The sequence below is a fragment of the Halobacillus sp. Marseille-P3879 genome (assembly GCF_900240285.1).
Classification (GTDB): domain Bacteria; phylum Bacillota; class Bacilli; order Bacillales; family Halobacillaceae; genus Halobacillus_A.
Window position 1 is genome coordinate 1,176,631 of record NZ_OESS01000002.1, and the last position, 19,021, is coordinate 1,195,651.

Here is a 19,021-nt window from a genome sequence, read left to right on the forward strand (position 1 = left end):
TCATTACAAATAATGGATAATAACACAATCTTTTCTTTTAAATTGAACGAATATTTTGAACTTAAACTTGCAATCTCCTCGAAACAATATTAAAATGTTAACGAACATATGTTCCTAATTTTCGAAAGAGGTGGAAAAAATGATTACCGGAATTCATCCGTATCTAGTTTTAGACGGCCGCGGCCAGGAAGCAATTAATTTTTACAAAGAAGCTTTAGACGCAGAAATAACCGAGCTGCATACATTTGACGACATGCCTGAGGACCCGGATTTCTCTCTCCCGGAAGGTGCAGCACAACTCGTGATGAATGCCCAATTAAAAGTAGGCGGTACCGAGCTTTTTATGCTGTCCGATATTTTTCCAGGCATGCCCTATCAGTTAGGTTCCCAAGTAACCGTCGCACTCATAATAGATGAAAAAGCACAAGCAAAAGTAATCTTTGATAATCTAAAAGATGGAGGAGAAATCGGCATGGAGCTGCAGGAGACGTTTTGGAGTCCAGCCTATGGACAGGTCACTGACAAATTTGGAGTAAGCTGGCAGATTTCCACTGAACAGTCTAATCATAATGTGTAAATAAAAGCTGCTTTTTATAAAAGAAAAATACTTACACGGATGAAATGTAAAAGTGGGAGCTGAATTAAAACATGAGCATCCCAGCAAAACAGTTTTCTCAAGAGATCCCTAATCTTTTTGTCACCCTGAGAGGAGCAACCTTTTATTTAATTGAAATTAAAAAAAAGCATCCACTTTGGGATGCTTCCTTTCAGGGCACATATTTTTTTGCATCATTATTGATCCGCGCCATCTTTTTTTCACTAGCTTCTACGGAAATGACATGATCTTTTAAAAATGATATTCCGCCTTCATTAAATTTACCGCTGCCTTCTAAAAACTCTTCAATAACCGATTCGACATTTTCTCTTTCAAGCACCATTTTGATAACATGGCCATTACTTAAAGATACAGTTGCAGCAATTTCTTTCAAAAATAACACCTCCCTTTCTGACAACCTTCGACACGAGGCGATATTTTCCTGCTGTTGGAATGGTTTTTAGAGCATGCTAAACCATCGAGAGATTTAAGTGGTAAATTATAAGAAAATACACGTTAAGCATGCCTGGGTATTTACTACTCTTTGATTTCACCTGTCTCTAAAAAGTCATATACATTCCCACTGTCTTCCTCAAATACTTTATCAAACCGCTCAGCAACTTCTTCTTCAGTAAGTATATTTTTATCTACAAGCAATTGTTTTAATGCCGACACCTGTGCAAAGTTAGTAGTTATTTGGTTAATCATATTAGCGAGTGTGTTATTTTCTTCTTGATTTTGCATCTTGATTCCTCCTTTTAACTTTATCATCCCTCCTATCAATTAAAAATATTCCACCAATATAACTGTAATTCTTCTCTGGTTTAATAGAATTCATTCACAAAGGTTTCACCATTTATACAGTCCGTAATCCGCATAGGCAAATACTAAACTTCAGAGCTGGAACTCAAAATCCGGTTCTTTCTTGAATTAACAAAACGCTGAATCCCTTGATACACAAGAGATTCAGCGTTTTATTGTTTAGCGTCCCAGGCAGGATTCGAACCTGCGACCCACAGCTTAGAAGGCTGTTGCTCTATCCAGCTGAGCTACTGGGACATTAAATTATGTATGTCTATTATGGAGCGGGTGAAGGGAATCGAACCCTCGTCATCAGCTTGGAAGGCTGAGGTTTTACCATTAAACTACACCCGCGTTATTATAATTTCATTAGCCTTGTCTGAACATGCACCTTCCTCTAACAGTCTGTTCTAGGAAGCTGGTTCGTCGGGGCAACTCGTAGCTTTCGGTTGATGCCTCGCTCGTGACTGAGGTACTACCATTAAACTACAAGAAGCATCATTATCTTTAATTAACTTCGTTCCTACTTTAATTATGTAACGCCCTGTTTTTTCGGACAAGAATAAGTATATAAACTATATGACTTTTTGTCAACAGTCTTACAGCAAAGAATTTAATCTTTTGCTGTAAGAGTTGTTTCTAAATGCAGCTCCGGCATTGGCTCCCCATTTACATGGTAGAATTGTAATTTTACTTTCGATAAGTCATCCCATTCCAGGATGGCGTACGTTGGCTCTTGCCGGTCCCTCGGAAGATGTGCGCTTCCAGGGTTGATGAAAAGCTTATTGTCTATTTTCTCTGCACCGGCCATATGTGAATGACCAAAGCATGCAATAGATGCTCCTTTTTCTTCAGCCCGATAAGATAGCGGCATGAGGGTGGATTTAATTTGATGAAGGTGACCATGTACTACTAAGAAGGTAAGATCACCTATAGAAAATACTTGTTCATTTTCCATATCAGGCTCAAAATCACAGTTTCCTTTAGCGTAGTAGAATCCTTTTAATTCTTCGGAATCAGCGGAAAGCTCTGAGTCACCGCAGTGTATCATAGCATCTGCGTCCTTATGTCGGTTTTTAATTTCGATCACTTCATCTGTAAGTCCGTGTGTATCACTTATAATTAATACTTTTGGCATCTTCCTCACCCTCACCTCTTAGGATAGTTGTTGCAGCCATTCTTCAATTTTAACAATTGCATTCCTGCGATGGCTGATCAAGTTTTTCTCTTTTGAGGAATGTTCGGCCATTGTACGGGCAGAACCAGCAGGTATAAAAATCGGATCGTATCCAAATCCTTCGCTGCCGCTTGGCGCTACAGCAATGGATCCTTCACACGTTCCTATTTTAACAAAAGTTTCGTGCCCCGGTCGAGTTACAGCGACAGCACAAACAAACCTTGCTGTTCGTTCACTTGCAGGGATTCCTTCTAATTCACTAAGTACCTTTTCCAAATTTTTTTGATCGTTTTTCTCTTCTCCTGCATAACGGGCAGAATAAATTCCAGGCCGCCCTTCCAATGCATCAATTTCCAAACCTGAATCATCCGCTACTACCGGTATATTATACTCTGTGGAAATGGCTTCGGCTTTGATTTTTGCATTGTCTTCAAAGGTTTTACCATCTTCTACAATATCTTTCACAGGTTCTGGGAAATCTAATAATGACTTTACCTCAATTCCATAAGCAGAAAACATTGCACGGAATTCTTCGACTTTTCCCTGGTTCTTTGTGGCAACTACTAGTTCTTTCATTACTATTCACCTGCCACGCTGGATGATTGTTTTTGATCGATCACTTCAGCCCACTTGCCGATGGCTTCCTTTTGCAAAGTTACTAATTCATTTACCCCTTGTTCAGCGAGGGAAAGCATCTTTTGGAGCTGGGTCATTGAAAATGTCGCTTCTTCTCCTGTGCCCTGAAGCTCCACAAACTCCCCTTTCCCTGTCATCACGACGTTCATATCGACTTCGGCTTTACTATCTTCTTCATAGCAAAGATCCAGAATTTCTTTTTCATTTTCCAATACACCAACAGAAATAGCTGTGAGATAATCTTGGATCGGGAGCTGCTTAATGGTTCCTTTGTCTACTAATTTTCCAAAGGCTAAGACTACCGCTACAAATGCCCCTGTGATCGATGCTGTGCGAGTACCTCCATCTGCCTGAATTACGTCACAATCAACCCACAGAGTTCGTTCACCAATTTTATCCAGATCTACTACTGCTCGAAGCGAACGTCCGATTAGGCGCTGAATTTCCATCGTACGGCCGGATACCTTTCCTTTTGAAGACTCTCTTATGTTCCGCTGTTCTGTGGCTCTAGGTAACATCGCGTATTCCGCAGTGATCCAGCCTTTTCCCTGATTTCTTAGAAAAGGAGGAACGCGGTCCTCGACGCTGGCATTGCAAATTACTTTAGTATCGCCAAAGCTGATTAATACAGACCCCTCAGGGTGCTTCACATAATCGGTTTCTATTGTTATTTTTCTTAGTTCATTACTATCTCTTTGATCATTTCTCATCGACGGTTCCTCCTAGTTAAACAAGGTTCATCCTAGCTAATATTAACACAATAAGCCTTTTGTTTACAGAATCAAAAAAAGAGCCACTACTGTAATAGAGTGGCTCGCGTTGTGAAAATTATAAGCCTTTTACATCTGTCACATCATTTAGTGTAACAGGCTCGCTGATGACTTCACCAGCTTCATTTAAAACTTCTTCTACACCTTCTACTTTTACCTGGACAGATTCTACATCCTCCATATTCGTCAAACTCATCACTAAACTAGTTAATGCTTCTTCAGACAAAGCCTTTGTTTCTTCTCCCGTCAGCATAGCTTCATTGAAGGAAACTTCCAGGACACCATCATTTAATTGAGCTTCCTTCACCTCAGCCCCTTCATTAAACGGCTGCAGCAACGAGGTACCCAGTTCAGGCCCGCTTAGTAACGTTTGAATAACGGATGTATATAGATCGTCTCCACTAGCAACACGAGTAGTAACAGGCACATGGTAGGCCTCTTGTCCATCCTGCTGAGAAGGGTAATAAACGGTTACAGGTTCACTGTTCACAATGTCGTTAACAGCGCTTTCCTGGATATTAATCCCGTCAGAGCGGGAAACCCCTTCTGAAATTGGGGTTCCGCTCACAGGCATAGTTTCCTGCTCATGACCATTTATCCATAATTTGATTCGTTCCACTCCATCAAATTGTGTAAGAGTGTACGTCATCGCTTGAAGAATCTTCTCTTCCTGTTCAGCTTCATATTCTTCAAATTCCGGTGAAACGTCCACAATCATAGTGCCATCATCTTTTAAGTTTACTCCTAGAATCTGAGTTCCCGCGGGAAGGACTGCTTGAAAACCTGAAGGCAGTAACTCAGTGACCGGACCATCTTTCACTAAATATTCTAAAGCTTGAGCCGCTACCGTTTCAGACGCTGGCAGCTCGAGCGTTTGAGGTGCGATCATTCCATTTGAATCCTGTAAATACAATTCTCTTTCAACTGTGGAAGACGCTTCTTCCTCGCTTTCTTCCTCTATTTCTTCTCCCTCTTCCTCAACACCTTCATCATTAATAACCTCTGTATTTTCAGCTTCTTCCTCAGGAGGTCCATCCATCTCCTCTAAGGATTGCTCCCCCTCAAACAGGCAGCCTGTCAGCAAGCCCATACAAATCACAGCTATAATTGATAAGGGCCTAATCCCCCATGTTTTCATGCCTTTCCCTCCCATGATAGTTTGTACTATCATATATACGAGCTATTTGAAGGAATAGACCAAACGAAAAAGAAAAAACTCCACTTTAATTAGCAGAGCTTTGGATTGGATCTAATTCTACAAGTTCTAGTACTTGAATTGGAGCATCAAACCAGCTGTTAGCTACATTTCGGAACTTTTCCATATCTCCTGTGGTGTAAAATTCGTGAACAGGGATAGAATTCCCTTGTTGAAGAAGACCATGATAAGCAAGAATTAAACTTGCCTCTCTAGCTGTTTCTTCTCCGGAGCTGATAACCTGAATGTCCACACCCATCTCAGCTTGGACTAAATGCTTAATTAAAGGGTAATGAGTACACCCCAAAATCAATGTATCCATTTTATTTCCCTTTTTTAGCGGCTTCAGGGTGGTGGAGACAATCTTCTCTGCTTCTTCCCCTGACAATATACCACTTTCAATCATTGGAACAAATGACGGACAAGCTAACCCGTCAACAGAAATAGAATGATCAATGGCTTTTAAGGTTTTGGGATAAGCTTCACTGCTAATCGTTCCTTCTGTGCCTATAACTCCAATCTGCTTATTTTGACTGCTTTTTATCGCGGCCCGTGCGCCTGGCTCAATGACCCCGATCACGGGTATAGCCAAAGTTTGTTGCAGTTCCTGCAAAGTATAGGCCGTTGCTGTGTTGCACGCGACAATCAGCATTTTAATATTTTCTTCTAACAAATAGTGAACCATCTGCCATGTATATCGTTTAACCTGTTCTTTTGGCCGTGGTCCGTATGGGCAGCGCCTTGTATCTCCTAAGTAGATAAACTTTTCCTTTGGAAGCTGCCTCATTAATTCTCTCGCAACGGTCAGACCCCCGACCCCTGAATCAATCACACCAATTGGTTGTTGCAATTTAATCCCTCTCTTCGTTGTTTTCACTTAGATGTTTCAAGCATATTTTCATGTAATAAACCCAGTAATTTGTTTAAAGTTTCCACATCTTCCGCGGAGATGTCCTCGAGAACACCCTTCAGGTATTCTTGTCGTTTATCTATAACTTCACGAATTATTTGTTTCCCTTTATCCAGAACATGGATGCGGACAACACGTCTGTCTTTTGGATCACGAACCCGCTCAACTAACATGTTCTTCTCCATTCGATCAACTAAATCAGTTGTTGTACTGCACGCTAAATGAATATGGCTGGAAAGCTCCCCAATCGTCAAGTCCCCTTTTTCCAACAGCCACTGCAAGGCAACAAACTGAGGTGCAGTAATAGGATAATGATTCAGGATCTCTCTTCCCTTTTGTTTAATAATCCCTGATATGTACCTTAATTCTTTTTCAACTTCAGCAATCGTTGATGTTGGATGTGACACAAACAGCACTCCTTGCAAATTAATCTATTCCTATATTCTTACCGTTTTCTACGCATATTTCAAGATAAACCTTTTTTAAAATGAAAATCCTCCCAGGCATGGAAGGATTTCCATACCTGAAAGGTCTTCTGCGACGTTTTATCCCCTGCAGCTAAAGCTTTAGTTCACCCATACGTAGTAACTCCACTACTGCTTGAGATCTCCCTTTCACGCCTAATTTCTGCATCGCGTTAGAGATGTGATTCCTCACTGTTTTTTCAGAAATGAACAATTCTTCAGCTATTTCTTTCGTCGTCTTATCTTGCACTAAAAGCTCGAAAACTTCGCGCTCGCGTTTAGTAAGAATTTGTGCTGGCCTATAGCCCTCCTCCTTCACAAGCGTACCCCTCCTTGTTATCTAGAGCTTTATCGGAGGGAATTATTTAGTCATAATATCGTATGAAGAGAAGGATTGCCCTGTGCCGGTCGTTTACGTTTTAGACACAAGCCCTAATTCCTGGGCCTTAAATAGAGCCTCAGTTCTTGATTTGACGGACAACTTATTAAAGATTCCCGTCAGTGTATATTCTACGCTTCGCTGTGACATGTGCAAGGTTTGGGCAATTTCCCGATTGGTCAGCCCCGAAGCCACTTCCTTTAAAATTGATTGTTCTTTTTCATTCAATGATAAATTAACCCCTGCGGATTCAGACTCATGACTAATGCTCGCTTCAGAGCGGCGCAGTTGTTTAAATAAATGCAGCGGCAGAACCACCTCATCACGCAGGGCACAGCGAATCACATTAATAAGCTGCTCACTGGATGCCGTTTTACTGACAAACCCATTAATATTAGCTTCTACAATCATATTAAAGTGGGTGCTTAAATCGAAGCCGGTATAAATTAAAATGACTAAATCCGGGTGATTTTTGCGAAGTTTTTTCGCAAGATCGACCCCGCTCATACCTGGCATATATAAATCAAGCAGTACGATATCATATACATCGTTATCCAATATTGCCTCTGTTTGTTCAGGCTGAGAGATAACGTTGACCATCATATCCTCTTCCTGTTCAAGCATAGATTTCGTCCCTGCTCCTACTGCAGGATGATCGTCGACAATCAGTACTCGTGTCATACTGTGGCCTCCTTACTGACGGTACATGGAAAGGTTATAGTAGATTTAAATCCGCTGCCCGGTGACGTATTGATCGTAAGGCTTCCATTTAACCCGTGCACCCGCTGTTCAATTCCCGATAAACCTATATGAGAAAATAAATCTCTTTGGAAAGAATAATCCATTCCCCGACCATCATCCGAATAGATAAGAGTTACTCCCTGCCTATCATTTCTCAGGCTTAATTTAACAATTTTAGCATCTGAATGCTTCATTGCATTCGAGAGAAGCTCTTGAACGATACGAAAAATAGCCAGGATACGCTCCTGATCAAGGTCGGCTTGAAAACCTTCATGGGAAAAATAAACGGTGAAATTGGAGCGCAATTGATATTGTTCTATTAAGTCCTCAAGAGCATGCACTAACCCCAGTTCTTCAATAAAAGCAGGCCGAAGTTCGTTACACGTTTCTCGAATTAAATGAATGCTGTCTAGTATCGATTCTTTAAACATATTTAATTCTGAGTTTAAAGTTTTGGGTAAATCTTTTCGTTTGCTTATCAAGTCATCCATCCTCCTATACAAATACAACTGCTCCTGCAGTACCGTATCATGCAGGTCAATGGAAAGCTGTTTACGCTGATTCTCAGCGATAGAGAACAGCAGTCTTGAAAGCCAGGCTGGATATTGCTGGGTTTGATCACTTCTAAGTGTTCTTAATTCTTTTAATAAATCTTCTATTAAATTCATATTTTCAATCGCAATATTTGCATTATGAGAAATCGTTTGTAAATAGGTTTTCTCATCGCGGTTTAGAGTTGTAAAATCTTTCTTCCCTCTGCACCAAAGCATTGTAATTTTTTCAAGGGAATACCCAACGATAACTCCGAAGCCTTTCTCCGTTTCAATGATAGACCCAATATCATAGCTGTGATTTGAAAATTGATCCTCGAAATGGTCAAGAAAGTCTTCAGGTATCGGATCGTATACACAATAGAGTGCTTTTTTGTTATGCTTCGAATAGATATAAATATCCCGAACGTTCAAAACGTTACTAATTTCATTTCGCAGCACCTTCATTAAATCTACTGCGTTCGTTTGATTCTTCATATTCTTAGACATTCGGTGCATGCTTTCCTGATAACTGTAGCGGGCAGCAAATAAATACTGCTGCAGCTTAAAATCAAGCAGTTCTTTGATTGATAGAAAGACAATTAAAGTGATTTCTAATACTATAAAAACTTCTATATAACGAATAAATGATAAAGAATTCATTATTAATACAGAAAGAGCAATCGTCAGAACCAGACTCGGAACGATTGACAAAAATGCATAGTATCGTAAGCGGCCCATATAAAAGTTGATGTCAATCAACTGTTCTCTCGTAACAAGGTACATAAAAGTTACAGGCAATGCAATCAGAAAAGATGCTGCAAATTCAAGCGGAATAAGCTTAACGCCTATAGTGAGTGTCGGAATAAGATATAACATGATATAAGGAAGAAATGCGATCGACATCCCTACGCTCACATATTTAAATAGCGTTCCATAAGCATCATCTTTGTGTAAATAAAGTCCTCTGTAAATAATCAAGAATAAAATAATATATAAACCAAGCAACAATATTCGTAACACCTGATAAATTAGTGCAGGGTATAGACCATTAATTAATAAGAGACCTTCAACAATGGTTACTGTACCTACAAGACTATATAATGCAATATACCAATTCTTTGAAAACCAAAAAATATTAAGTTCTGCAAAATATTTATATAAGAAATGTATGAGAATAACGCACGCGGCTAAAAACAAACTTGTGTTTAAAAACACACTATACAAGTCATACCTTACAGCCCCGCTGTTACTAATATAACCTAGTCCGATCGTCAAAAAGAAAAGCATGAGTAAATGAACGGAATAACGAGGATCAACTTTCTTATACACAAGATGAGAGATCCAAAGTACTCCTGTTAAGAATAATAAAGGAATGACTACAAAGAAAACCCAATGAGTGGCGGATGGATTTTCAATATTATCGTAGCTGAGAATTTCCCCCTCATGGTTCAAAGTAAATGAGCCTGCATTCTCTAAATTGTGAAACATAGGGATACTGTAATGCTCTTCCGGAACATCCCCATTAACTGACGCTAACGAAGCACCGATAGGTACATTCTGTTTTTCCGCCCAGCTGTCTCCTTTTATATTCGTAATTACCCAATCATTACCCTCGTTCCCTACTTCTATTCCTAAATAAGGCTGAGTGAGAGAGACAAAGGTAATATAACTCACTGATCCTAAAATAAACAATAAAATGAATAGTTCTTTTTTATTAATTGAAGCCATCTCTACTCCATCCTTTTATATGTCAATCCCTTCTATTATACTACTCACGTTAAGAGCGACAACCCTTTTAATCAATAAAAAATACCCCTGCTTTAAATAGCAGGAGTATTTCATGTCTTCTATTAAACCCGTTGATCGCTGCCAAAGAAACTCTTAAATGATTCAATAGCCGTATCACGGTTTAATGCAGCAATTGATGTTGTTAAAGGGATTCCTTTTGGACAGGATTCCACACAGTTTTGAGCATTTCCGCAGCCCATTAGGCCTTCTTCATCCATAATGGTTTGCAGACGCTCACTCTTGTTCATTGCCCCGGTTGGATGAGAGTTAAACAGCCGCACCTGAGAAAGTGGTGCAGGACCAATGAAATCAGATTTGCTGTTTACGTTAGGACAAGCCTCCAGACAAACTCCACAGGTCATACATTTCGAAAGCTCGTAAGCCCACTGGCGTTTGCTTTCTGGCATTTTAGGACCGGGCCCTAAATCGTGCGTACCGTCAATAGGAACCCAGGCTTTTACTTTCTTCAAGGAATCGAACATGCGGCTGCGGTCTACAGCTAAGTCCCTCATGACCGGAAAGGTAGTCATAGGAGCTAAACGAATTGGCTGTTCTAGTTGATCAACCAGAGCTGTACATGATTGTCTGGGTTTTCCATTAATCACCATCGAACAAGCCCCACAGACTTCTTCTAAACAACCCATATCCCAATACACAGGTGTAGTGGCTTTGCCCTCTGCATTTATCGGGTTACGGCGTACTTCCATTAAAGCTGAAATAACGTTCATATTCTTTCGATAAGGAATCTCAAAAGTTTCCTCATAAGGCTGGGATTCCGGATCGTCCTGTCGAGTGATAATAAACGTTATCGTTTTATCTTCGCTCATGATGATGGACCTCCTTTATTTGCTCTTCGAGTAATCACGTTTACGCGGCTCGATCAAACTTGTATCTACTGGATCATAACGGAAAACCGGCTTATCATTTTCCTTGTCATAGCTGGCAACTGTTGTTTTCAGCCAGTCTTCATCATTTCGCTCAGGGAAATCCGGTTTGTAATGAGCACCACGGCTTTCATTACGGTTATAAGCTCCCTGGGTAATGACACGCGCAAGCTGAAGCATATTCCATAATTGACGGGTAAACATAGCTCCCTGATTACTCCACCTGGATGTATCATTAATGTTAATACGCTTATATCTCTCCATTAACTCAACAATCTTTTCATCCGTCTGAAGAAGCTTCTCATTATCACGAACCACTGTTACATTATCAGTCATCCATTCACCGAGTTCTCTATGAAGCTGATAGGCATTCTCGTCGCCATCCATATTCATAATTCCCTCAAATTTTTCCTGTTCTTCTTTTACTTTTTGGTCGAACAGGGCTGAACTCATATCTTCAGAAATAGTTTCTAAATCTTCCGTGTACTTAACAGCATTAGGGCCAGCTACCATCCCACCATAAATAGAGGATAACAAGGAATTGGCACCTAAACGGTTTGCACCATGCTGGCTGTAATCACATTCCCCTGCAGCAAAAATTCCCGGGATATTAGTCATCTGATCAAAATCAACCCACATACCGCCCATTGAATAATGGACAGCCGGGAAGATCTTCATCGGTACTTTTCGAGGGTCTTCGCCTACAAATTTTTCATAGATTTCGATAATACCGCCCAATTTAACATCCAATTCTTTAGGGTCCTTATGAGATAAGTCCAGATAGACCATATTCTCACCGTTAATCCCAAGCTTCTGGTTTACACACACATCAAAGATTTCACGAGTAGCAATGTCTCGAGGCACGAGATTACCATAAGCAGGATATTTCTCCTCGAGGAAATACCATGGCTCTCCATCTTTATATGTCCATACCCGTCCACCTTCTCCACGTGCAGATTCGCTCATAAGACGGAGTTTATCGTCACCGGGAATTGCGGTAGGGTGAATTTGGATGAATTCACCATTGGCATAATTAACACCTTGTTGATAAAGGGCAGCAGCAGCTGAACCTGTGTTAATTACAGAGTTTGTTGATTTACCAAAGATAATTCCAGGTCCTCCTGTTGCCATTATAACAGCATCGGCAGGGAAAGCTTTAATTTCGTGATCGCTTAAATTTTGGCCGATCACTCCTCGACCGACACCTTTTTCGTCAATAATGGCGGATAGGAATTCCCAATTTTCATATTTCGTTACAAGTCCATTTACTTCATGACGGCGGACTTGTTCATCCAAAGCATATAAGAGCTGCTGACCGGTAGTTGCACCGGCAAAAGCTGTTCTATGGTGTTGTGTACCACCAAAGCGACGGAAATCAAGCAGGCCTTCAGGCGTACGGTTAAACATAACACCCATACGATCTAATAAGTGGATAATACCCGGGGCCGCATCACACATTGCTTTAACCGGCGGCTGGTTTGCTAAGAAGTCTCCTCCATATACCGTATCATCAAAGTGTTCCCAAGGTGAATCTCCTTCACCTTTTGTATTAACAGCACCGTTAATACCACCTTGTGCACAAACAGAGTGAGAGCGTTTAACAGGTACTACTGAGAGCAAGTCAACATGAACGCCTTGCTCTGCTGCTTTAATTGTTGCCATCAGCCCGGCTAGACCTCCGCCAACAATTACTATATTTCGATTACTCATAATTAATGCTCACTCCCTTGACTTTCTCTATCACATTTCAAATCGAAGAAACGTTATGCTCCATAGGCGAACTGAATTAAGGTGCGTACGCCTACATAAGAAATTGCAACAAATACAATGATGCTCACGTATGTCATAACAAGCTGTGAGCGCGGTGAAACAGTAAGACCCCAGCTTACAAAGAAGGACCAAAGGCCATTAGAGAAGTGGAACGTTGTGGAGATGACCCCTACTATGTAAAACCAGAAAAAGAATGGATCAGTAAGGATGCCTTCCATCAGCTGATAGTTCAATTCAGCCCAGCCAAATCCAATCGCAATACGAGTTTCCCACACGTGCCACGCTATGAAGATAAGCGTAATGATCCCTGTGACTCTTTGCAGCATAAACATCCAGTTTCTAAAATAACCAAAGGTTTTAAGATTACTTTTAGCCGTGAATGCAATGTATACTCCATAAATGGAGTGAAACAACAGTGGTAAAAAGATAATAAAAATCTCCAGAACGTATCGGTATGGCAGACTCTCCATAAAATGAGCCGCTGCATTAAACGCTTCTGGTCCACGTGTTGCAAAAAAGTTCACAGTTAAATGCTGGATGAGGAATATTCCAATTGGAACAACCCCCAATAGTGAATGTAATCTTCGGTTTACGTATCCGCGTGTTCCTGCCATGTTTACCCCCCTCAAGATGATTGCTAAATATAGCGATGTACATTTTTTCAGACAGTTAAGCGCTTTTATAAGCGAAAAAAAAAGATAGGAAACCCCCATATTTCCTTTTTCAAAACTGCTGAATGTACAATTTGTGACACGTTTATTGTACTTCTATCATGCAAGACCGTCAAGAAAACCTGTTCATTATTTAAGAAATGAAGCAATTATCACAATTCCCTTAAAATGTATAAAATACGGTTGCGCCTTTTTCTGTTTCAAGGGATAATAATAAGCGGAAAGGAATGAGCGTCATGAAAGAAACAGCCAAGTTATCGACAGAGAATATTTCATCGCTGGTCGCTACCGGGGCGGGATTTGATCTGCTCCGATATTTTACTTTGCCTGATTTTCTCGGTAAGGATGCCCCTTATCTTCTTTACTTTATGGGCAAAAATATTGCCAGGGAAACGACAATTGAAACATATGAAGAATTATTTGAGTTTTTTCAGTACCTGGGGTGGGGCGAACTTCAACTTATTAAAGAGAAAAGAAGAGAGTTAGTCTTTCACTTACAAGGACATATCGTAGAAAAAAGGCTTAATCAAAAAATTTATCCAATAGACTTTCGCTTGGAATGCGGCTTTTTGGCCGAAGCTTTACAGACGATCACAGAGGATACATACGAGTGCATAGAAGAAGTCCATCCGAAAGACCATATCATCGAAATCAAAGCAACCAAAGAATAAGCGAAGAGCCAGCTGTTATTCCTCAGCTGGCTCTTCTTCATTAAGGGAATCAAGGATCGTCTGAGCAACCGGAGCTGGAACTCCAAGCCTAGTAATATCTTCTGGAGAGGCTTCTTTAATCTCTTTAATTGATTTAAAATGCCTCAATAATAATTTCCGCCGTTTCTGCCCTACTCCCGGAATTTGGTCGAGCTCAGACTGAATCGCTCCTTTACCTCTAAGTTGACGATGAAATGAAATGGCAAACCTGTGTACTTCGTCCTGAATACGCTGCACGAGGTAGAATTCCTGTGAATTACGCTCCAAATCAACTACAGAAGGATGATCACCATACAGCAATTCACTTGTTTTGTGCTTCTCATCTTTTGCTAATCCAGCCAACGGAATATCAAGACCCAGTTCATTTTCCAGAACGTCTAAAGCGGCTGTCATTTGACCTTTACCTCCATCCACTATAATAAGGTCAGGAAGCGGGAGGTTTTCTTTTAAAACCCGAGTGTACCGTCTTCTAATCACCTCACGCATTGTCTCGTAATCGTCTGGCCCCTGGACATTTTTCACTTTATATTTGCGGTACTCCTTTTTATTCGGCTTGCCGTCGATAAAAACAACCATGGCTGAAACAGGATCTGCTCCTTGAATATTTGAATTGTCAAAGGCCTCAATTCGATGCGGCACTTCAATGTTCAGCTTTTCTCCCAAGGTCTCAACAGCTTTTATTGTTCTCTCCTCGTCCCTTTCAATTAAAGCAAACTTCTCCTCAAGCGAAATTTCAGCATTCTTCATTGCTAACTGAACGAGTTCTTTCTTACGTCCCCGCATCGGGATCATAACTTTTGTATCTACCACACCTTCCAGAACATCTGTGTTTGTCCCCACTGGTACGAGCAGCTCCTTAGGATACGGGTGGTTCTGATGCAGGTAGAAACGGCCAATATAGCTGAGGAAGGTATCTTGTGGATCATCGAAGAAAGGAAACAGGGCTACATCCCGTTCAATCAGCTTTCCTTGACGAATGAAAAATACCTGGACACACATCCATCCTTTGTTGTAAGAATACCCGAACACATCCCGGTCCACTTGATCATTCATGGTCATCTTCTGCTGTTCCATTACCGACTCAATATGTTCGATTTGATCTCGATATTCCTTTGCTCTCTCAAAGTCCAGTTTTTCAGAGGCTTCCTCCATCTTGCTCTTTAACTCGTTTTTAATCTCTTTATGACCGCCGCTTAAAAAAGAAGTAATGCTCTGTACGATATCATGGTTCGTTTCTTTAGACACATGAAATTCGCATGGACCGAGACATTGGTGCATGTGGTAATATAAACAAACACGATCAGGCATCGTGTTACATTTTCTTAACGGGTATAAACGATCCAATAATTTCTTTGTCTCCCGGGCTGCAATTACATTCGGATAAGGGCCGAAATATTTCCCTTTATCCTTTTTTACTTTGCGAGTGACGATTAGTTTTGGGTGCCGTTCAGATGTCACCTTCAAGTATGGATAAGTTTTATCGTCCTTCAACATTACGTTGTATTTAGGATCATGCTTCTTTATTAAATTCATTTCCAAAATCAATGCTTCAATCTCAGAAGTGGTTACTATATATTCAAAGTCTGTAATTTCCTGAACTAAGCGCTGTGTTTTTCCATCATGAGCACCTGTAAAGTACGATCTTACTCTGCTTTTTAGCAGTTTTGCTTTGCCAACATAAATAATCGTATCGTGCCTATCCTTCATAAGATAGCATCCCGGTTGGCCTGGCAGCACAGCAAGTTTTTCTTTTATATTGTTGTTCATATTTTCCCCACCCCGCTCTCTTAGAGGTTCTTATAGAAAAGGTACCACATTCAGGAAGTATAATACACCAAAAAGCCACGCTGCATAAGCAGCGTGGCCGTGAATGTTTAAATTAAGAATGTTTTGTAATTAATTCGGCAAGAGCTTCTTTAGGCTGGAAACCAATAACCTGGTCTACAACTTTACCATCTTTAAATAGAAGAAGCGTAGGGATACTCATAACCCCAAATTTACTTGCTGTTTCCTGGTTCTCGTCAACATCAAGTTTAACAATCTTAACCTGATCACTCATTTCCTCATCAAGCTCTTCAAGTACTGGAGCAATCATTTTGCAAGGGCCGCACCATGGCGCCCAAAAATCTGCAAGGACTAAACCTTCACTAGTTTCATCTGTAAAATTTTGATCTGTTGCTTTCACAAGTGCCATTGTTAAAAACCTCCTCGTTCATTTAGTCTGATCAAAGTATATCACTTTCTATTTTGACTGACTAACAATTTGTTTATGCGAATATCAATGGTGCCCTGAAAGGCTCAGCGCGCACAATCTTTGGATAAGTACTAATAAGATATTGTGGAAGCTAAGAAAACGTAAAATCTAATAAAAAAAGCTAGGGCAGAGAGTCTCTGCCTTAGCTTCACTAGCATATTTATAATGTTATGCGTTTACTTTCACTTGTTTAATCTCTTCAATCAATTTAGGAACAACATCAAATAAATCACCAACGATACCATAGTCTGCCACATTAAAGATGTTAGCTTCAGGGTCCTTATTTATCGCTACAATTACTTTAGAGTTCGACATCCCTGCTAAGTGCTGAATGGCCCCAGAGATCCCGCAGGCAATATACAGATCAGGTGTAACCACTTTACCTGTCTGGCCAATTTGTAAGGAATAGTCACAATATCCTGCATCACATGCCCCACGGGATGCTCCTACCGTCCCCCCTAGAGCTTGAGCAAGCTCTTCTAAAGGTTTAAACCCTTCAGAACTCTTCACACCACGTCCGCCGGCTACAATTACTTTAGCTTCTGACAAGTCTACCCCATCAGAAGACTTTCGAATAATATCTTTAATAATGGTACGGATATTTGTTATTTCAACTTCTTTCTCCGTAACTTCCCCTATTCGTGTATCATCACGCGGCTCGGCCGGAATGTTGTTCGGACGAATTGTGGCAAAAGTAATGCCATCTGTAATTTCTTTCTTCTCAAACGCTTTCCCAGAGTAAATAGGCCTCGTAAACACGACCTTACCATTTTCTACTACAACTTCTGTCGCATCAGAAATCAAACCTGATTCGAGTCGGCTTGCGATCTTAGGAGTAATGTCTTTCCCAATTGATGTGTGCCCCATTACAATTGCTTCAGGGGTTTCGTCATCAATTACAGCTTGCAGCGCCTGACCATAACCGTCAGATGTATACGTTTTCAAATTTTCATTTGAAACAGTGAGCACCCGGTCAGCTCCGTGATAAACCATTTCTTTACCCATATCCTCTAACTGTCCATCTCCACAAATAACTCCTACAACATCTCCGCCGTCGCTGATTATATTTGCCGCAGCAATCGCTTCAAATGTAACGTTTCTAAGTGAACCTTCCCGAGCTTCCCCGATTACTAAAACTTTTTTACTCATGATTAATCCCCTTTCCGAAAAGCAATCTTATAAGACTTTAGCTTCAGTTTTTAGCAGCGATACCAATTCTTTAACTTGAGCCTCTGTTTCTCCTTCAAGTACTTTACCAGCCTGTTTCTCTGGTGGAAGAAAAACTTCCGTCGTTCGTGTTTTTGCTTCTACATCGGCTTCTTCTAAATCAAGATCATCAATTTCAAGCTCTTCCAATGGCTTCTTCTTCGCTTTCATAATTCCCGGCAAAGAAGGATATCTCGGTTCATTCAAACCTTGTTGACAGGTGACGATTAAAGGTAGAGAAGTTGCCACTTTTTCAACGTCACCTTCAACATCGCGTTCAATTTGAACGTCAGTTCCATTAACTTCAATATTTGTAATAGTCGTCACACAGGGGATATTCAGTCGTTCTGCAAGTCGAGGTCCGACCTGTCCGCTGGCCTCATCAATAGCTACATTACCGCCAAGAATTAGGTCAACTTCTTTATCTTCAAAGAATGCTTCAAGAATTTTTACCGTCGTAAATTGATCGCCTTCTTCAAGGTCTTCTTCAGTATTAATTAAAACAGCTTTATCCGCTCCCATGGCTAATGCAGTCCGCAACTGTTTCTCAGCTTCTTCTTCTCCAATGGTCACCACAGTCACTTCTCCACCATGAGTGTCACGTAAGTTAATCGCTTCTTCAACAGCATACTCATCATATGGATTGATGATAAATTCTGCCCCATCTTCCTCAATTCTTCCATTACTGATCGAGATCTTCTCTTCAGTATCAAAAGTTCTCTTTAAAAGTACAAAAATGTTCATTACAGTTCCCTCCTACACTATTGATCCTTAAACTGTGGCTTTCTTTTTTCAATAAAGGCTTGAACGCCTTCTTTAGCATCTTCGTTTTTAAATACATCTGCAAAAGCTTCAGCCTCTTTCTCGATCCCCTCTTGAAGCTGAGTGGTATATGCATACGGAACTAACTTCATTACCTGTTTAATTGCCGGACCGCTCTTGCCTGCGATCAGCTGAGCTGTTTTTTCCGCTTCCTCAAAAAGGGTTTCATCCTTATAGCTTCGATTGGCAAGGCCGGCAGAAACTGCTTCAGTGCCAGAAATGGGTACACCTGTTAAAATCATTTCATAAGCTTTAGCTGCTCCTACATATCTAGGCAGTCTCTGTGTTCCTGCAAATCCTGGAATAATACCTAAGTTCAATTCTGGAAGGCCCAGCTTGGCGTCCTCTGATACGTAACGAATATGACAAGCCATCGCCAGCTCTAATCCACCGCCTAATGCTGCTCCATGAATGGCCGCAATAACAGGAATGTGAAAGTTTTCTATTCTGTCAAATAATTCTTGCCCTTTACCTGCCAGACTTCCCGAATCTTGTGAACTTTGAAAAGAGGTGAATTCTTTTATGTCAGCCCCTGCCGAGAAAAACTTCCCCTCCCCTTTAAGGAGAATGGCTTTGATATTTTTATTGTTTTCTACTTCATCCAGCTCGTGTGCTAAATCAATTAAGATTGAGCTTGAGAGTGCATTAGCCGGTGGACTTTGAATGGTAATAACGGCTACATTACCTTTCGTTTCTACATATAAAGTGGACAATT

General features: G+C 40.7%; 21 protein-coding genes and 2 tRNA genes. 2 read left to right on the plus strand and 21 right to left on the minus strand.

What is annotated here, in order from left to right; translation table 11 throughout:
• Nucleotides 1-139: 139 nt before the first annotated feature.
• Nucleotides 140-577, plus strand: a complete 438-nt coding sequence (locus tag C1A12_RS13860) for a VOC family protein (protein WP_101844507.1) — start codon at nucleotides 140-142, stop codon at nucleotides 575-577.
• A 190-nt stretch (nucleotides 578-767) separates the two neighbouring features.
• Here C1A12_RS13860 and C1A12_RS13865 read toward each other — a convergent pair whose 3' ends face one another.
• From C1A12_RS13865 to C1A12_RS13940, 16 genes are all read right to left on the minus strand, one after another.
• Nucleotides 768-989: a hypothetical protein gene (locus C1A12_RS13865; protein WP_101844509.1), complete on the minus strand. Its 222-nt coding sequence runs from the start codon at nucleotides 987-989 to the stop codon at nucleotides 768-770.
• Between the two features lie 143 nt (nucleotides 990-1,132).
• Entirely contained in the window at nucleotides 1,133-1,339 is a 207-nt protein-coding gene (locus tag C1A12_RS13870; RefSeq protein WP_101844511.1) for a hypothetical protein, read from the minus strand.
• Between the two features lie 241 nt (nucleotides 1,340-1,580).
• Nucleotides 1,581-1,654: transfer RNA gene (locus C1A12_RS13875), tRNA-Arg, on the minus strand.
• 22 nt (nucleotides 1,655-1,676) lie between these two features.
• Nucleotides 1,677-1,750 (minus strand) — tRNA-Gly (locus C1A12_RS13880).
• 259 nt (nucleotides 1,751-2,009) lie between these two features.
• Complete coding sequence (locus tag C1A12_RS13885) at nucleotides 2,010-2,534, minus strand: metallophosphoesterase (RefSeq protein WP_101844513.1); 525 nt, start codon at nucleotides 2,532-2,534, stop codon at nucleotides 2,010-2,012.
• Nucleotides 2,535-2,552: 18 nt separating this feature from the next.
• Nucleotides 2,553-3,149 (minus strand): XTP/dITP diphosphatase, encoded by a 597-nt coding sequence (locus tag C1A12_RS13890; protein WP_101844515.1) that lies wholly within the window; start codon nucleotides 3,147-3,149, stop codon nucleotides 2,553-2,555.
• A gap of 2 nt (nucleotides 3,150-3,151) precedes the next feature.
• On the minus strand, nucleotides 3,152-3,919 hold the full coding sequence (rph, locus tag C1A12_RS13895) for a ribonuclease PH (RefSeq protein ID WP_101844517.1): 768 nt from the start codon (nucleotides 3,917-3,919) through the stop codon (nucleotides 3,152-3,154).
• Nucleotides 3,920-4,037: 118 nt separating this feature from the next.
• Nucleotides 4,038-5,117, minus strand: coding sequence for a GerMN domain-containing protein (locus tag C1A12_RS13900; RefSeq protein WP_101844519.1), 1,080 nt, complete (start codon nucleotides 5,115-5,117; stop codon nucleotides 4,038-4,040).
• Nucleotides 5,118-5,202: 85 nt separating this feature from the next.
• Nucleotides 5,203-6,024: a glutamate racemase gene (racE, locus tag C1A12_RS13905; protein WP_101844521.1), complete on the minus strand. Its 822-nt coding sequence runs from the start codon at nucleotides 6,022-6,024 to the stop codon at nucleotides 5,203-5,205.
• Nucleotides 6,025-6,047: 23 nt separating this feature from the next.
• Entirely contained in the window at nucleotides 6,048-6,491 is a 444-nt protein-coding gene (locus C1A12_RS13910; protein WP_235001599.1) for a MarR family winged helix-turn-helix transcriptional regulator, read from the minus strand.
• Between the two features lie 151 nt (nucleotides 6,492-6,642).
• Nucleotides 6,643-6,867, minus strand: coding sequence for a response regulator transcription factor (locus C1A12_RS13915; protein WP_101844523.1), 225 nt, complete (start codon nucleotides 6,865-6,867; stop codon nucleotides 6,643-6,645).
• A 93-nt stretch (nucleotides 6,868-6,960) separates the two neighbouring features.
• Nucleotides 6,961-7,608 carry a response regulator transcription factor gene (locus C1A12_RS13920; RefSeq protein WP_101844525.1) on the minus strand — a complete coding sequence of 216 codons (648 nt, stop codon included), beginning with the start codon at nucleotides 7,606-7,608 and terminating at the stop codon, nucleotides 6,961-6,963.
• A complete protein-coding gene (locus tag C1A12_RS13925) occupies nucleotides 7,605-9,929 on the minus strand; it encodes a sensor histidine kinase (RefSeq protein ID WP_101844527.1) in 2,325 nt (774 codons plus the stop codon). Before C1A12_RS13925 ends, C1A12_RS13920 begins: the two co-directional genes overlap by 4 nt.
• 122 nt (nucleotides 9,930-10,051) lie before the next feature.
• Nucleotides 10,052-10,816 carry a succinate dehydrogenase iron-sulfur subunit gene (gene sdhB, locus C1A12_RS13930; RefSeq protein WP_101844529.1) on the minus strand — a complete coding sequence of 255 codons (765 nt, stop codon included), beginning with the start codon at nucleotides 10,814-10,816 and terminating at the stop codon, nucleotides 10,052-10,054.
• A gap of 15 nt (nucleotides 10,817-10,831) precedes the next feature.
• The gene (sdhA, locus tag C1A12_RS13935; protein WP_101844531.1) at nucleotides 10,832-12,583 is read right to left on the minus strand and encodes a succinate dehydrogenase flavoprotein subunit; all 1,752 of its coding nucleotides are present in this window, start codon (nucleotides 12,581-12,583) and stop codon (nucleotides 10,832-10,834) included.
• 53 nt (nucleotides 12,584-12,636) lie between these two features.
• Nucleotides 12,637-13,257 (minus strand): succinate dehydrogenase cytochrome b558 subunit, encoded by a 621-nt coding sequence (locus tag C1A12_RS13940; protein WP_101844533.1) that lies wholly within the window; start codon nucleotides 13,255-13,257, stop codon nucleotides 12,637-12,639.
• A 293-nt stretch (nucleotides 13,258-13,550) separates the two neighbouring features.
• Here C1A12_RS13940 and C1A12_RS13945 point away from each other — a divergent pair, with 293 nt between their 5' ends.
• Nucleotides 13,551-13,985, plus strand: coding sequence for a YslB family protein (locus C1A12_RS13945; RefSeq protein ID WP_235001600.1), 435 nt, complete (start codon nucleotides 13,551-13,553; stop codon nucleotides 13,983-13,985).
• A 15-nt stretch (nucleotides 13,986-14,000) separates the two neighbouring features.
• Here the strand turns inward: C1A12_RS13945 and uvrC are convergent, their stop codons facing one another.
• From uvrC to C1A12_RS13970, 5 genes are all read right to left on the minus strand, one after another.
• Complete coding sequence (uvrC, locus tag C1A12_RS13950) at nucleotides 14,001-15,791, minus strand: excinuclease ABC subunit UvrC (RefSeq protein ID WP_101844536.1); 1,791 nt, start codon at nucleotides 15,789-15,791, stop codon at nucleotides 14,001-14,003.
• 112 nt (nucleotides 15,792-15,903) lie between these two features.
• Nucleotides 15,904-16,218 (minus strand): thioredoxin, encoded by a 315-nt coding sequence (gene trxA, locus C1A12_RS13955; RefSeq protein ID WP_101844538.1) that lies wholly within the window; start codon nucleotides 16,216-16,218, stop codon nucleotides 15,904-15,906.
• A gap of 228 nt (nucleotides 16,219-16,446) precedes the next feature.
• Entirely contained in the window at nucleotides 16,447-17,427 is a 981-nt protein-coding gene (locus tag C1A12_RS13960) for an electron transfer flavoprotein subunit alpha/FixB family protein (protein WP_101844540.1), read from the minus strand.
• Nucleotides 17,428-17,454: 27 nt separating this feature from the next.
• Complete coding sequence (locus C1A12_RS13965) at nucleotides 17,455-18,228, minus strand: electron transfer flavoprotein subunit beta/FixA family protein (RefSeq protein WP_101844542.1); 774 nt, start codon at nucleotides 18,226-18,228, stop codon at nucleotides 17,455-17,457.
• Nucleotides 18,229-18,245: 17 nt separating this feature from the next.
• Nucleotides 18,246-19,019, minus strand: a complete 774-nt coding sequence (locus C1A12_RS13970) for an enoyl-CoA hydratase (protein ID WP_101844544.1) — start codon at nucleotides 19,017-19,019, stop codon at nucleotides 18,246-18,248.
• Nucleotides 19,020-19,021: the final 2 nt, after the last annotated feature.

Coding starts and splice junctions, on each gene's coding strand:
- C1A12_RS13860 (WP_101844507.1), top strand. CDS start 140: ATGATTACCGGAATTCATCCGTATCTAGTTTTAGACGGCCGCGGCCAG.
- C1A12_RS13870 (WP_101844511.1), bottom strand. CDS start 1,339: ATGCAAAATCAAGAAGAAAATAACACACTCGCTAATATGATTAACCAA.
- C1A12_RS13885 (WP_101844513.1), bottom strand. CDS start 2,534: ATGCCAAAAGTATTAATTATAAGTGATACACACGGACTTACAGATGAA.
- C1A12_RS13890 (WP_101844515.1), bottom strand. CDS start 3,149: ATGAAAGAACTAGTAGTTGCCACAAAGAACCAGGGAAAAGTCGAAGAA.
- rph (WP_101844517.1), bottom strand. CDS start 3,919: ATGAGAAATGATCAAAGAGATAGTAATGAACTAAGAAAAATAACAATA.
- C1A12_RS13900 (WP_101844519.1), bottom strand. CDS start 5,117: ATGAAAACATGGGGGATTAGGCCCTTATCAATTATAGCTGTGATTTGT.
- C1A12_RS13920 (WP_101844525.1), bottom strand. CDS start 7,608: ATGACACGAGTACTGATTGTCGACGATCATCCTGCAGTAGGAGCAGGG.
- C1A12_RS13925 (WP_101844527.1), bottom strand. CDS start 9,929: ATGGCTTCAATTAATAAAAAAGAACTATTCATTTTATTGTTTATTTTA.
- sdhB (WP_101844529.1), bottom strand. CDS start 10,816: ATGAGCGAAGATAAAACGATAACGTTTATTATCACTCGACAGGACGAT.
- sdhA (WP_101844531.1), bottom strand. CDS start 12,583: ATGAGTAATCGAAATATAGTAATTGTTGGCGGAGGTCTAGCCGGGCTG.
- C1A12_RS13940 (WP_101844533.1), bottom strand. CDS start 13,257: ATGGCAGGAACACGCGGATACGTAAACCGAAGATTACATTCACTATTG.
- C1A12_RS13945 (WP_235001600.1), top strand. CDS start 13,551: ATGAAAGAAACAGCCAAGTTATCGACAGAGAATATTTCATCGCTGGTC.
- uvrC (WP_101844536.1), bottom strand. CDS start 15,791: ATGAACAACAATATAAAAGAAAAACTTGCTGTGCTGCCAGGCCAACCG.
- trxA (WP_101844538.1), bottom strand. CDS start 16,218: ATGGCACTTGTGAAAGCAACAGATCAAAATTTTACAGATGAAACTAGT.
- C1A12_RS13960 (WP_101844540.1), bottom strand. CDS start 17,427: ATGAGTAAAAAAGTTTTAGTAATCGGGGAAGCTCGGGAAGGTTCACTT.
- C1A12_RS13965 (WP_101844542.1), bottom strand. CDS start 18,228: ATGAACATTTTTGTACTTTTAAAGAGAACTTTTGATACTGAAGAGAAG.